We start from the raw sequence: 13670 nt of genomic DNA on the forward strand, positions 1-13670 counted from the left end.
CGGACCACCTTTTTCGCATGAAACTATTTCACGTGAAATTACGGTGGGGGCGAGGTCGTGTCAAGACTGAATTGTGACGACGACAACAATGTCGCCGTAGGGCGCACCACCGCGCAACAGGTGGCCGACCCAGTTGAAGAACTTCGAAATCGGCACCTGCACACCATATTTCGCCTTGATAGCGGCCTGGACCCGATCGAAGACGGGACCGGAGGTGAACAATTGGGCCGTCCCCTGGACCGCTGTCGCCCCTGGCCGCGGCACACCGCGCTGATTGCAGGGCTGCACGACCACCCTCGAATCCCGCCGCAGCCGCTTGGCCTTGCCCGATGCGGACGAGGTCCAGAATCCGAGGGTGTTCGCCGCCAACGGCGTCATCCAGGTCGGCGTCGACACCGGCTCCCCCGAGCGCCGGTAGGTCGTGGTCAGGATGGTCTTCGCATCGTCGAGGTCAGCCATAGCAGCAGGCTACCGGCGAGCACCCCCGATTCGGATCAACCGGCGAGGTGGCGCGCGATGACGAGTCGCTGGATCTGATTGGTGCCCTCGAAGATCTGCATCACCTTGGCCTCGCGCATATACCGCTCGACCGGGAAATCCATGGTGTAGCCCGCACCGCCGAAGACCTGAACGGCATCGGTGGTGACCTTCATGGCGGCATCGGTGGCGACCAGTTTGGCCACGCTGGCCTGGCGCGAATACGGCAGTCCGGCGTCACGGCGACGGGCGGCATCCAGATAGGTGGCACGGGCCGAATCGACCGCCGCCGCCATATCGGCCAGCACGAAACCCAGGCCCTGATGGTCGATGATGCGACGGCCGAACGCCTCGCGCTCCTTGGCGTAGGCCACCGCGTCATCCAGGGCGCGCTGCGCCAAACCCGTTGCCACCGCGGCGATTCCGAGTCGACCGGAATCGAGCGCACTGAAGGCGATGGCCAGCCCCTGACCGGGCTCGCCGATGCGGCGCTGCGCCGGGATCAGTGCGTCATCGTAGGAGGCGACGGTGGTGGGGACGGCGCGCAACCCCATCTTCTCCTCCGGCTTGCCGAAGGTCAGCCCCTCGGTATCGCCCGGCACCAAGAAGCACGACACACCCCGCGAACCCTCGCCCGTGCGCGCGAAAAGCGTGTAGTAGTCGGCCTTGCCGCCATTGGTGATCCACGATTTGGCCCCGGTGATCCGGTAGCCGTCCGGAACCTCCACCGCGCGGCAGCGCAGCGCCGCCGCATCCGAGCCGGTATGCGGCTCCGACAGGCTGTACGCGCCGATCATGGTGCCCGACAGCATCTCCGGCAGCCACTGCCGCTTCTGCTCCTCGGTGCCGAAGACGAACAGCGGATGACACGACAGGCTGTGCACGCTCACCGCGACGGCCACCGCCGCCCACCGCGCGCCCAACTCCTCGAGCACCTGCAGATACACCTCGTACGGCTGCCCGCCGCCGCCGAACTCCTCCGGATACGGCAGGCTCAGCAGCCCGGCCGCGCCGAGTGCGCGAAACGCCTCGGCGGGATAGCGCTCGTGCCGCTCGAACTCCACCGCGTTCGGCTCGAGCACCTTGTCGGCGATCTCGCGGGTGAGTTCGAGGAGGTCGCGGGCCTCCTCGGTGGGCAGCATGCGGTCGACGGCCATATCAAGACAGTACAAACAACACCCAATTGCATGCAAGGCGGCATGCAATTTCTCGGGGCTAAACTGGGGGTATGGGCTCGCCACTACCACCGAACAAGCACCAGGAGAAGAGTCTGCGCACGCGCGCGCTACTACTGGACGCCGCCGTGGACAGCCTCGCCGACATCGGCTACGGCGGGGCATCCATCGCCGATATCACCGCCCGCGCCGGCGTCACCAGGGGCGCGCAGCTACACCACTTCCACACCCGGCAGGAATTGTTCGCCAGGGCCATCGGTCACCTGACCCAGCGTCAGCGCGAGGCCATGCGGCGGCGGATCCGTTCGCTACCCGAAAACTCCACGGCCGGAGCGATTTTGGTGGAGCTGGTCACCGCCACCTTCGCGGGCAAGCTCGGACGAGCGGCCGTGGAGCTATACGTCGGGATCGCCAACGACCCGCCGCTGCGGCGCGAAATGCTGCGGGTGCAGCACGATCTCACGGCGGAGCTGCTCGACGCCTGCGCGGCGCGGATGGATTCCGCCATCACGCGCGAGAGGTTGGAATCGGCCTTCTGGCTGACCATCAATCTGGTGCGCGGGACCACGCTCGACGAGATGGTCGGACGGGATCGCGCGCGGCGCAAGCAGGTGCTCGCGGATTGGACGGAGTTGGCCGATCTCGCGCTGCGCGTGAACTGATGTCAACCGGCGGCGGATACCGGCACGGTCGCGACCACCCGAGGGCGGCAGGCCAATACCAGCAGTGCCCCGACAAGGGAGACCGCGCCGGTGAACAATGTCGCGTGATTCCATCCGGTGAACACCTCCGCCGAACCCGCCGGGCGCGCGGCGATCACGGACACCACGGTGACGCCGACCGCCGAACCCACATAGCGCGCGGTGTTATTGGCCCCGCTGCCGAGACTCCCCCGCCCTGCAGGCACCGAGGCGACCGCCTCCCGCCCCAGCGCGGCATTGACCACACCGCTCGCGATACCAATGAGGATCAAGCTGGGAACCATACGCTGCCAACCTGTTTCGGCTCCGAGTCCGAGCAGCGTCAACTGACCGACGCCGACCGCCGCCAGCCCGATGGCCAACTGCACCCGTCCCGACAGTTGAATTCGGCGGGCGAACAATGCGGTGACCACACTGGTCGCGGCCCAGGCGAAGATCAGCCACGCGCCCGCGAGTGTCGACATCCCCAGTGCCACACCGGCGAATCCGGCCAGGTAGGACATCATCGCGATCACACCGGCGCCGGTCATGAAGGCCGCACCGGAGGCGGCGAGGAAGGCGGGCTCGGTGAACAGCCGCAGGTCGAGCATGGCGTGACTGCTCCGCCATTGGACCGCGACGAACGCCGCGAGCAACAGCACCGCGGCGACCGCGAGCAGCACGACGATCGGCCGAATCCCACCGGAGCGCCCCTCGATCAGGGCCGCCAGCAGCGCGCTCATTCCGCCCGCCAGCAGCAAGGTCCCCGCGATATCCAGCTTGGTCGCGTGGTCGGCGCGCGACTCCTCGATCAACCATCGCGCCGCGATGCCGACCAATGCCGCGAGGATCGCCGTCACGAAATATGGCGCACGCCAGTCGATCATGCGTCCCAGCACGGCGGCGAGCAACGGCCCCAAGGCGATTCCGCCGCCCACCGAGGCTCCCCACACGCCGCTGGCGGTGGCGCGCGCCGGTCCGGCCGGGAAAGCGTGCGCGATGAGTCCGAGACCGGCCGCGATCAGTGCCGCGCCGCCGACACCCTGTGCGATTCGCGCCAAGACGAAAAGCAGGGTCCCCGTGGCGAATTCGGCCGCGAAAGAGGCCAAAGCCAGCAGCACGGCGCCCCCGACGAAGGTGCGTCGGCGACCGAAGTCGTCGGCGATGGTGCCTGCGGAGAGCAGCGCGGCTCCGAGTCCGACGCTCATCGAGCTGAGAATCCAGGTGCGACCGGCGGCATCCGCGCCGAGGGCGAGCGCCGTCGGGTTGATGGCGGCCAGAGGGACGGTGAACGCGATCAGCGCGAGCAGTGTGCCCGCGCTCGCCACCAGAAGGGTGCGCGTGCGCATGGGTTCTAGCCTTTCTCCGACGTTTGGTCTGTTGACCGAACCATCAGAGCGTACGATCCCGTCGTCGGTCTGGTCAACAGACCAATCGGGTACGCTGATCATGTGGCACTCGGCGTCTACTACACCAAGCAGGACTGTTCGCTGGCCAGGGCGCTGGAGTTGGTCGGCGAGCGCTGGACCATGCTCATCATGCGCGACGCCTTCTGGGGCGTGCGCCGCTTCACCGACTTCGCCGAACACCTCGATATCTCCAAAGCCGTACTCACCCAGCGGCTTTCCACACTGGTAACCGAGGGCCTGCTGGGCAGGCAGCCACACGGCGGGCGCGACGAGTACGTACTCACGGACCGGGGTCGGTCACTGTGGCCCGCGCTCTACGCCCTGTCCCAGTGGGGGGAGGCGCACACCGCGCCCGAGGGCGGTCCGCGCCGGTTGTTCCTGCACGCCGAATGCGGCACGCGGGTGGACCCCACCGGCCACTGCGCCACCTGCCGACGCACTCCCGGCCCCGACGAACTCGAGATTCATCCGGGGCCGGGGGCCGATTTCACTGTTCGCGACGATCCGGTGTCGCGCGCACTGCGGACACCGCACCGGCTACTGGAACCGCTCGATACACGGACCCATTAGACGCCAACCGCCTCCTCGATCTCCTCTTCGGCAGCCTGCTCGGTGACCGGTTCGACGGAACGACGCTCGCGCATCCCGCCGAGGACGACCAGCGCGATACCCACCGCCAACCAGAGGAACAGACTCAGCAGGCGAGTAGTGAAACCCGCGCCGCCGTCGAAGTACAGCAGGCTGCGCGCACCCTCCACGAACCCCGCGCCATTCCAGAACGCGTGCAGCGCACCGAAGAAGCCGCCCTGGAGTTCGGGCCGGTAGATGCCGCCGGAGCTGGTGAAGTTGAGCATGACGAACAGCAGCATCAGCACCAGCGTGGTCCAGCGCCGCAAGTAGGTGTGCAGGCCGATCCCGACCAAAACGATTCCGGCACAATACAACCAGGCCATGGCCCAGATGGCGCCGAAGTCGTGGTCGATGACATGGAAGACCGGTCCGGCGACCACTATCCCGATCACGCTCACCGCCAGGGCCGCGCCGACACCGACCGCCGCGCGCACCGCCATGCGCAGCTCCGCGCCCGCCGCACCGATCGCCGCGACACTGCCGTAGGAACCGACACTCAGTGCTACCAGCAGGAAGAAGATCCCCTGCGCCGTCGGGTCACCTTTGGAAGGCGGCGCGATATCGGTGACCGTCAGCGGCACACCCTGCCGACCCGCCACCTGGTGGAAGATCGCCTCGGCGGCCATGGCCGTGGTGTCCGAACCCGCCTTCGCCACCAGTAATTCGGGGCGCGGACCATCAGGAAGGTACGCGCCCGCCAAATCACGGTCCCGCAGTTGCGTCAGGGCCGCGTCACGAGACGGCAGCGTGATCACCTCGAGGGCATCGCCCGCGCGATCCTTCATTGTTTGAGCCAGCACCTGAGTCTGCGGCGTCGCTCCGATCACCGCCACCTTCAGATGATGCGGCGCGGGCTGATGAAACGCGCCGAGATAGGCCAGTGCCATGCCGAGGCACATCAGCAGCGGTGTGAGCAGGTGTCCGGCCACATGCCGGAGCTGATGCCTGACCATGAATCGACTCCCAATGGTTGGTAAATACAACTATCAATGTTGTATCATACAACTATGCCTGCGCATCGCACAGTGGCCATCGACACCATCCAGCGCGAACTCACCGCCTTCGCCCGCCGCGCGCGCGGCACCGCCGCCGCCCTGCATCCCGGACTGTCCCTGGTCGCCTTCAGCATCCTCGACCTGATCATCGAACGCGACGGCTGCCAGGCCACCGACCTCGCCGAGCGCTACCACCTCGACAAATCCACCATCAGCAGGCAGGTCACCGCGCTGGCCGAACTCGGCTACCTCACCCGCGAGGTCGACAACACCAACCGGCGCAACAACATCCTGCGACCCACCACCGAGGGCAAACGCGTCGCGCGCGAAGCCGAACAGGTCAGACATGAGGTATTCGAGGAGCGACTGCACGACTGGTCCGACACCGACGTGGCACGCTTCGCCGAGTATCTGCGTCGGTACAACGCGGGCTGAGTTTCGCGGGCGGCCATCCGCCGGACATCTGACAGTCGGATAGTTCGTCTACTGTCCGGCGGTGACATCGGTGGACACGCAGGTGGGGCGGATACGACTGTTCGGGGCCACCGGGAGTGTGCTGGTGGCCATCGGAGCACTCGGAGCCGGGGCGCAACCCGTGTTGCAGGATCCCACGCAGGGGGTTCGTTTTCTCAGTCTCTTTGCGCGAGCGCCCATTTCGGCGATGACCATGTGCCTGCTCGGGATGGCGATGATCGTGGCCGGGTGGTTGCTGCTCGGACGGTTTCTGGACCGGATCGATCGGGGGTCGCTGCTCGCTATTTTCGGGCTGTGGGCCGGGCCGCTTGTTGTTGCTCCGCCCTTGTTCAGTCAGGATATTTATTCCTATCTGGCGCAGGGGGAGATTTTTGCGCGTGGATTGGATCCCTACACGCTCGGGCCGGGACCCGGCCTCGGGATAGACAATGTGTTGACCAGGGCTGTTCCCACCATATGGCGGGATACACCGGCACCCTATGGGCCGTTGTTCCTCTCGTTGGCTCGCTGCATTTCCGAAGCCACCGGGGATGATATTTTGGCGAGCATTCTGTTGCATCGGGTTGCGGCGCTGCTCGGAATTGCCTTGATCATCTGGGCGGTGCCGCAGTTGGCTCGAAGAGGTGGGGTTTCGGAATCTCTTGCCTTGTGGGTTGGGGTTTTGAATCCATTGGTGCTGTTTCATTTGGTTGCCGGGGTGCACAACGAGTCGTTGATGATCGGGCTGATGCTTGCCGGTGTTGCTATCGCGCTGGCCGCACTGGATGGGGGGCGGCCTTTCTGGGGGTTGCTGGTGGGTGGATGTGCGCTGATCGGGTTGGCTGCGATGGTCAAGATTCCGGCGTTGGCAGCGCTTGGGTTTGTTGGGCTTGCTTTGGCTCGATATTGGGGGCGGGGCGTTTGGGGGGTATTCGGGTCTGTCGCCGTCACCGGGGTTGTTGCCGGGGTTGTTTTGTTGGCCGTGAGTGGGGTTAGCGGGCTCGGGTTCGGGTGGGTTCGGACGCTTGATACGGCTACCGTGGTGCGGAGTTGGCTTTCGCCTACTACCGCTTTGGGGATGGGGGTTGGATTCGGTGGGGTTTTGCTCGGGATCGGGGATCACACCACTTCGCTGCTCGGGTTCACCCGACCGTTGGGGGAGGCTGTGGCCGGGGGCGTTTCCCTTTGGATGCTGCTTTCCGTCTATCGTGGGCGAATTTCTTGCGTTGGGGGGCTTGGGGTTTCGCTTGCCTGTGTGGTTGTTCTGTTTCCAGTTATGCATCCCTGGTATTTGTTGTGGGCCATCCCGTTGTTGGGGGCGTGGGTTGGCGGTGGGGTGTGGTTGCGGTGGATCGTCGGGGTGTCGACAGTCTTCTCGTTTTTGCAGATCACGAGCGGGTCCGAGTACCAGTCACCGTATGCCATTGCGTTCGCCTCCTTCGCTGCCGCTTCGGTTGGGTTCCTCCTCATGTTCGTGACTCGGTCCTTTCTGCCGTGGGTTGTTCGGGATCCAGGGGGTTCGGTTGTCGATGCGACGGAGGAGGAGTTTCGGGCCGCTGCATGATCCGACCTGCTGGTTCGAGGTATCTGTCGGTGCGGGTTGGTAGCGTCCGGGGCTATGAGTTCTCTTCCGAGTGTTGTTGAGGTTTCGCGGTTTTGGGATGTCATCGAGGAGGCTTGGGTCCGGGTCGGAGGTGTGGGCGATTCGACTCGACGAGGGCTTGCCGGGCGGGATAGTGATGAGGTTGCGTTTCTCGTCGAATCTCATCTCGATGAGTTTCTTGCTCGGTTGCAGGAGATTTCTTCGGGAGCGGAGGGGTCGGAGTTGGCTGCTCTGGACCGGGTTTTGGAGCGGGTGCTTTTCGATATCGATCGTCGGGATATTCATGAGATGACCGATGGGTCCGATGATGGGTTTCTGTACTGTCGGGGGTTTATTGTCGCTATGGGGCGGGAGTTTTATGAGGCGGTCGTTGCGGATCCTTCCATTGCGGTTATGGATGCCGAGTGCGAGAGGATGTGCTACTTCTTTGCTCATCTTTATAATGAGAGGTTTGGGGAGTTTCCCGATACCGGGTCCGGGATCAGTCGGGAGAGTGGGTCTAATTCTGACAGGTGGAGGTAGGTAGGTTTTGTTGCGTTTGGGGTGATGGTTTTGCCCCGGTTTTCGGGAGAGCGCTTTGGCACCGTGGTGGGTTCGTCCCGGGTGATGTGCCGGGCGCGTTGGGTGGGCTACCAGGCTTGGTCTTCCGCAGTTTGGGAATGTTTCTTGCGTTTCGGTGGGGTCGACTGGCTGCGGTTTTCTTCAGTTCGATCCGCAACCGAACCGGGGGCCGTCCCCATCGGTTTGAACAGCTCCGCACCGCGTGTTCGGCGACGAGGGCGGGTCGGTGGTGAGGATGTCGAGCAGTGTTCGGCGGCCTTGGCTGCGACCCGCGCGAATCCAATCGACAGCCCGCGCGGAGGAAGCCCCCCGCCCCAGCCGGCGGCGTTCGTGGTCATCGGTGCATAGGCCCTCGAACTGCGGCGGCAGATTCTTGCCGGCACATCTCGGCATGCCGCTTCAGACTCATCGTCATGACCACACTGTCGACAACGACCGCCAAGTCCGTACTCGAGGGCATGTATCGCGCGGAAGCGGAATACCTTTCCGAAGGTGGGCCAGGGAAGGCGTCGTTCGCACCGCTGGCACCGTTCTTCGCGCCGGACGTCGTGCTGTACCAGGCCGACGCCCTTCCATACGGCGGAATTTGGCGCGGTCACGAAGGTATGGAGCAGTTCTTCCTCGCCATGAGCCGAACATGGCACACGTTCGACATGGTGGATCAGACTTTCCTGACCGACACCAGCCCCCTCGTCGTTCTGACTCGGGTACGCGCCCGCTCACGCACCACCGGCCGGAACCTCGATTTCCCGATCCTGCAAACGATCACCATCGAAGACGGCCGGATCACCAAGGTGCACCCGTTCTACTGGGACACCGCAGCGATCCGCGACGCCTGCTCGCCCAGCTGAACGCGTCATCGAATTTGCCGCCGAGGGGTGCCGGATGCCGGGAACTGGCTACCCGCCGGGTGCTCGATGGCCACGGCCATCCGGACTCACCCCGGACCAATTGCGTTGGCGGGCAGTGGATCCGTCCAGGTTGTCATTGTTGGGACTGGTCCGCCATCTGACGGATGTCGAACTGGGCTGGTTCGCCCGCGTCCTGTCCGGCTCGGATGACTCGTTCGTGTATTGGCAAGGGGATGCCCCGGACGGCGCCGACTTCGATGTGGAAGATGCCGATGCGGAGGAGTCACTTCGGTTGTGGCACAGCGCATGTGATCGGTCTCGCGAGATCGCCGATGGCTGCGAGTCGCTCGATGCGTTCGGTGTGCACCGGCCGACCGGCGAACACTTCAGCCTGCGTTGGATCCTCGCCCACATGATTCAGGAGTACGCCCGCCACAACGGGCATGCGGATCTCATCCGGGAACGGATCGATGGCCGAACCGGCTAGGGTCGAAGTGATTTGGGGGGCATACGAATTGGAGGTTGGGTGGCGGTCGGACGTTACATGGGTCATCGTTTGGTCATTCGAGACGCTGTGGACAATGCCGAAGTCCGAGCTCTGGCCGCGGCGGATGGCTGGACCTATGAGGGAGATACCGCCCGAGATCCGGACAGTCGGGCTTTCTATGAGGCGAAATGGTCGCTCCCGGGCGGCTTGTCGGTCAACTATGTCGCCGACGAACTCGTTGATGCGCGCTACCTGGTCGTCTCGGGTGAGGATGACGCGCGGGTGCGGGAGGTGACGACGCGTCTGGCGGCGGAGGTCATCTTCTGGAGCCTCGATGAACTGCTGGTCAATTTCGATACGAGCGTCTACCCGGCGGAGCAGACGAGGTCCGTGTTGATCCTGGGCGCCGGGTCTCCGAAGCGGGCAGCCGACCCGGTGATCATGCGCATCCTGGAGGCGACGCATCACAAAGACGCCAGGGTCCGTCGGGCGGCCGTGTGCGCCATGGTGTACTCCGAGTGGCCCGAGTACCGAGAGCCGTTGGCGGAGATGATTGTTCGCGAAACGGATGCACAGGTCATCCATCACGCGCGGATCGCTGTTCAGCTCTTCGAAGAACAGTAGGAACCGGCAGGGTGGGGGCGGCGGCGGTGATGATGCGGCCGGTGTGCGCGGTGCCGACGCGGACGGCCTCGGTGGTGGACGCGCCTTTCGCGCGGGCTTCGACCATACGTGGATCAAACGTACCGGCCCGAAACGCTGGACCTCCCCAGACAGCGGGACGTACCAGACAGCGGGACGTAAATGGGTCGAGCGATGAGGTGCGGCAGCCTAGGATCGCCCGGTGATTGATGCGATGAACAGGCAGTGGGTATTGCGGCGACGACCGGAAGGGACGTTGCGGGATGAGGATTTCGAGTTGCGAAGTGTGCCGGTGCCGGTTCCGGGGCCGGGAGAGTCCTTGATTCGGGTGCATTGGCTCGGCATCGATCCCACCCAGCGGGGTTGGCTCAATGAGGGTGACAACTATATGGACGCCGTGCCGCTCGGCGAGGTGATGCGTGGTGGCGGGGTCGGCCAGGTGGTGCTGTCGAACGACCCGGATTGTCCGGTGGGCAGCTGGGTCGCGGGGATGGTGGGGTGGCAGGACTATGTCGTCCGGTCGGCGGGCGGGCTGTTCGGGTTGAATGTGGTGCCCGAGGGGGTCTCGCCCAAGTCGATGATGAGTCTGTTCGGTGCGCCGGGTTTGACCGCGTACTTCGGGATGAGGGATATCGGCCGTCCCGAGCCCGGCCAGACGGTGCTGGTTTCGGCGGCGGCCGGTGTGACCGGGTCTATCGCGGGCCAGATCGCGAAGGTTTTGGGCTGCAAGGTGATCGGTGTCGCGGGCGGCCCGGAGAAGTGTTCCTGGATCACCGAGCAGGCGGGTCTGGATGCCGCCATCGACTACAAGAACGACGATATCGATGCCTGTTTGACCCGTCTGGCTCCCGAGGGCGTCGACGTCTTCTTCGACGGTGTGGGCGGCAGTATTCTCGAACACGGTTTGGCGCATCTGGCGCGTGGTGCGCGTGTCGTGCTGGCCGGGGCCATCTCTTCCGGGTATCAGGGCGCCGATCCGGCCTCCGGTCCGCGAAACTACATGCGGTTGGCGCTGGATCGGGCGCGGATGGAAGGGTTCATCTTCCTCGACTACCTCGACCGTTTTCCGGAAGCCTTTGTGGCATTGCGTGATTGGCATGCGCAGGGCGCGATCACCATTGCCGAGACCGTCAGTAGTGGACTGGAATCCGCGCCGAGCGCGTTGCGTGCGGTCTTCGAGGGTCGCAACCTCGGCAAGCAACTCGTCGAGATCGCTGGGTGAGTGCAGAAGCTGACCGAAGTGCGCGGCTTTATCATGCCTGACCCGAGGGTATAGATTTCGAGGTAAGTCGGGAACGGTGACCGCAGGAGTGCGCAGTGCCCCGAAGTTATCTCGAGATCGATCGTCGGCGGGACGCCCTGCGGACCAATCTGTGGTTCGTGCCCGCTCTGGAGGTCTTGGGGGCCATCGGCCTGTTCGTGCTCACCTACCTGCTGGATCGGGCGGTGTATCGGGGCGCGTTCGATATTCCCTCGTGGTTCATCGGCGGCACTCCGGATGCGGCGCGCCAATTGTTGACCGCGATCGCGGCGGCGATCATCACCGTGGTCGGCGTGGTCTTCTCGATCACGATCGTGGCGCTGACACTGGCTTCGACCCAGTTCGGCCCGCGCATGCTGCGCAACTTCATTCGGGATCGGGGCACCCAGGTCACGCTGGGCACCTTCGTGGCGACCTTCGTCTACGCCATTGCCGCGCTGGTGTCGATCGGTTCGGATTTCGTTCCGCACATCTCGACGACGGTATCGATCGCCTCGCTGGTGGTCGATCTCGCGGTGCTCATGTACTTCATCAATCACGTGGCGGTGATGATCCAGTTGCCGAATGTGATCGCGAGTATCGCGGGTGAGGTGTCGACTGCTTTGGCGGCGGGGCAACCGCAACCGGGCGTGGTGAGCGGTCCTTCGGTCGGGGAGTTGTTGCGGTTACTGGCGACCTCGGGTGGCGAGGTGCGGGTGACGGGCAGCGGTTATCTGCAATATTTCCGCTACGAGCGGCTGGTGCGGATCGCGGCGGAGGCGCAGGCGGTGATTCATCTGCCGTATCGGCCCGGACATTTTCTGACCGAGGGTCAGGTGGTGGCGACGGTGTGGCCCGCCGCGGCGGCGGAGAAGGTGGCCGAGCGGTTCGCGCGCGGACATGTCGCGGGGCCGACCCGCACCTTGACGCAGGATATCTCCTTCGGCATCGACCAACTGGTCGAGATCGCGCTGCGCGCCCTCTCCGCCGCGACCAATGACACTTTCACCGCGCTGACCTGCATCGACTGGTTGGGCGACTGCCTGTGTCGGATCGCGGTCTCCTGGGATCCGAACCCGGTGCATCGGGATCGGGAGGGCCGGATCCGGGTGATCGCCGCGCAGGTGAGCTACGACCGGCTGGTGCAGCGCGCCTTCGAGAAGATCCGGCAGTCCGGGGTCGGAATGCCCGCGATCATGATTCGACAGCTGGACGCCATCGCCACCATCCTCGATCGCACGACCCGACCGCAGCAGCGGCTGGTGCTGCTGGAACAGGCCGCGATGATCGAGCGATCGGCGGTGGAATCGGTCGGCGAACCCTCGGACCTGGAGGATGTGCTGCGCCGCGCCCGCGCCCTGCCGGGTTTCAGCGTGCCTTCCGAATCGTGACTGTTCACCCCGGGCGCTTAGCATCGAGGTATGAGTACAGCAGCCGATGCCCCTGAGGAAAAGGGCAGTGCCGATCCGGCGGAGCCCGTCGTCCGCCGCAGCAGGCGACTGTCCGGCGAACTGGGCAAACTCTGCCATCGCAAGCCGGAGGAGGAGACCGACCGGGACGAATATCGCGAGCGGTCGGCCTGAGCGGCGGAGCCGGGCGCTATCGAAGGCGCCCGGCCAGAGCCCCTACGAAACGTTTCGGTGCGGGCTCGGAGTACTCGAGATACAGGTACGGCTCGATGAGTTCGGCTTCCATCAGGTAGAAGTCACGGTCGCGGCAGAGTCCATCGATTCGGGCGTAAAGCGGCGATTCGGGCAGGGCGGCGAGTGCGGCCTCGGCTTGGTCGCGCAACCAGGTCGGCGGGTCGAGGGCCTCGACGGTGCCGCCGAAATCGTGTTGGACGCGGTAGTCGCCCGCGACCGGACGCTTGACGACCGTGTGGCTGAGTTCGCCCGCGAAGTAGTACAGCGACCATTCGCCCGCGCTGACCTCGGGCATGAACGGCTGGATCATGGCGGGACCGTAGGTGAGGATAGTGGCGAGGTTTGGTTGGTGGGCGTCGGCCTCCGCCAGGGAGATTCGCGCGGTATCGTCCGCGCCCGCCGAAATCGCCGGTTTCAGTACGGCTTGCGGCCAGTTCCGGTCGGTCAGGATGTCGTGCAGCCGGATCTGCTCGCCGGGCTCGACGAAAACGGTGGGCACCACCCGGATTCCGCGTTCGGCGAGCTCGCGCAGGTAGGTCTTGCGGCTGTTCCAGCGGATCAGGTCGGGTGAGTTCAGCACGACAGTGCCGCAATCCTCCAGGCGGCCAAGCCAATCCAGGAATTCGGCCATGCGGCGGTGATAGCCCCAGGCGCCGATGAGTACGGCCGCGTCGAATCCGGACCAGTCGACGGCCGGATCATCCCAGGGCAGCAGGTGCGCCTCGATACCTTCGGCGGCGAGCAGCGGTGTCAGATCATCGTAGGGCGCGAGCAGATTCGGGTACTTCAAGCAGGTCGCGATGGCCAATCGGAGCATGGCGCAA

16 protein-coding genes are annotated in these 13670 nt (G+C 64.9%); 11 read left to right on the forward strand and 5 right to left on the reverse strand.

The window, feature by feature from the left end; all coding sequences use genetic code 11:
- Positions 1-60: 60 nt before the first annotated feature.
- Both D5S18_RS07395 and D5S18_RS07400 read right to left on the reverse strand, forming a co-directional pair.
- Positions 61-459, reverse strand: a complete 399-nt coding sequence (locus D5S18_RS07395; RefSeq protein ID WP_120039088.1) for a PPOX class F420-dependent oxidoreductase — start codon at positions 457-459, stop codon at positions 61-63.
- 35 nt (positions 460-494) lie between these two features.
- Positions 495-1634, reverse strand: coding sequence for an acyl-CoA dehydrogenase family protein (locus D5S18_RS07400; RefSeq protein WP_120039089.1), 1140 nt, complete (start codon positions 1632-1634; stop codon positions 495-497).
- A gap of 71 nt (positions 1635-1705) precedes the next feature.
- Here D5S18_RS07400 and D5S18_RS07405 point away from each other — a divergent pair, with 71 nt between their 5' ends.
- Positions 1706-2314: a TetR family transcriptional regulator gene (locus D5S18_RS07405; protein WP_120039090.1), complete on the forward strand. Its 609-nt coding sequence runs from the start codon at positions 1706-1708 to the stop codon at positions 2312-2314.
- A gap of 2 nt (positions 2315-2316) precedes the next feature.
- Here D5S18_RS07405 and D5S18_RS07410 read toward each other — a convergent pair whose 3' ends face one another.
- Positions 2317-3681: an MFS transporter gene (locus D5S18_RS07410; protein WP_120039091.1), complete on the reverse strand. Its 1365-nt coding sequence runs from the start codon at positions 3679-3681 to the stop codon at positions 2317-2319.
- Positions 3682-3783: 102 nt separating this feature from the next.
- Between D5S18_RS07410 and D5S18_RS07415 the strand changes: the two genes are divergently transcribed.
- A complete protein-coding gene (locus tag D5S18_RS07415) occupies positions 3784-4311 on the forward strand; it encodes a winged helix-turn-helix transcriptional regulator (RefSeq protein WP_120039092.1) in 528 nt (175 codons plus the stop codon).
- Here the strand turns inward: D5S18_RS07415 and D5S18_RS07420 are convergent.
- Positions 4308-5324, reverse strand: a complete 1017-nt coding sequence (locus D5S18_RS07420) for a hypothetical protein (protein WP_120039093.1) — start codon at positions 5322-5324, stop codon at positions 4308-4310. The two genes, D5S18_RS07415 and D5S18_RS07420, sit on opposite strands and share 4 nt — an antisense overlap.
- 54 nt (positions 5325-5378) lie before the next feature.
- On the opposite strand from D5S18_RS07420, the gene D5S18_RS07425 reads away from it, so the two are divergent.
- From D5S18_RS07425 to D5S18_RS34790, 9 genes are all read left to right on the forward strand, one after another.
- Complete coding sequence (locus D5S18_RS07425; protein WP_120039094.1) at positions 5379-5801, forward strand: MarR family winged helix-turn-helix transcriptional regulator; 423 nt, start codon at positions 5379-5381, stop codon at positions 5799-5801.
- 61 nt (positions 5802-5862) lie between these two features.
- Positions 5863-7383, forward strand: a complete 1521-nt coding sequence (gene mptB / locus D5S18_RS07430) for a polyprenol phosphomannose-dependent alpha 1,6 mannosyltransferase MptB (protein WP_120039095.1) — start codon at positions 5863-5865, stop codon at positions 7381-7383.
- Between the two features lie 54 nt (positions 7384-7437).
- Positions 7438-7944, forward strand: a complete 507-nt coding sequence (locus D5S18_RS07435) for a DUF4240 domain-containing protein (protein ID WP_120039096.1) — start codon at positions 7438-7440, stop codon at positions 7942-7944.
- A 452-nt stretch (positions 7945-8396) separates the two neighbouring features.
- On the forward strand, positions 8397-8834 hold the full coding sequence (locus tag D5S18_RS07440) for a nuclear transport factor 2 family protein (protein ID WP_203236645.1): 438 nt from the start codon (positions 8397-8399) through the stop codon (positions 8832-8834).
- Positions 8835-8973: 139 nt separating this feature from the next.
- Positions 8974-9321 carry a mycothiol transferase gene (locus tag D5S18_RS07445; RefSeq protein ID WP_239003607.1) on the forward strand — a complete coding sequence of 116 codons (348 nt, stop codon included), beginning with the start codon at positions 8974-8976 and terminating at the stop codon, positions 9319-9321.
- A gap of 39 nt (positions 9322-9360) precedes the next feature.
- Positions 9361-9945 carry a hypothetical protein gene (locus D5S18_RS07450; RefSeq protein WP_147403877.1) on the forward strand — a complete coding sequence of 195 codons (585 nt, stop codon included), beginning with the start codon at positions 9361-9363 and terminating at the stop codon, positions 9943-9945.
- 220 nt (positions 9946-10165) lie between these two features.
- A complete protein-coding gene (locus D5S18_RS07460) occupies positions 10166-11185 on the forward strand; it encodes an NADP-dependent oxidoreductase (protein ID WP_239003608.1) in 1020 nt (339 codons plus the stop codon).
- Positions 11186-11280: 95 nt separating this feature from the next.
- On the forward strand, positions 11281-12594 hold the full coding sequence (locus D5S18_RS07465) for a DUF2254 domain-containing protein (RefSeq protein ID WP_120039101.1): 1314 nt from the start codon (positions 11281-11283) through the stop codon (positions 12592-12594).
- Between the two features lie 30 nt (positions 12595-12624).
- Positions 12625-12786, forward strand: coding sequence for a hypothetical protein (locus D5S18_RS34790; protein WP_158607821.1), 162 nt, complete (start codon positions 12625-12627; stop codon positions 12784-12786).
- 16 nt (positions 12787-12802) lie between these two features.
- Here the strand turns inward: D5S18_RS34790 and D5S18_RS07470 are convergent, their stop codons facing one another.
- Positions 12803-13663 carry an ATP-grasp domain-containing protein gene (locus D5S18_RS07470; protein ID WP_120039102.1) on the reverse strand — a complete coding sequence of 287 codons (861 nt, stop codon included), beginning with the start codon at positions 13661-13663 and terminating at the stop codon, positions 12803-12805.
- Positions 13664-13670 lie beyond the last annotated feature (7 nt).

The sequence above is a fragment of the Nocardia panacis genome (assembly GCF_003598715.1).
GTDB classification, from domain to species: Bacteria; Actinomycetota; Actinomycetes; order Mycobacteriales; family Mycobacteriaceae; genus Nocardia; species Nocardia panacis.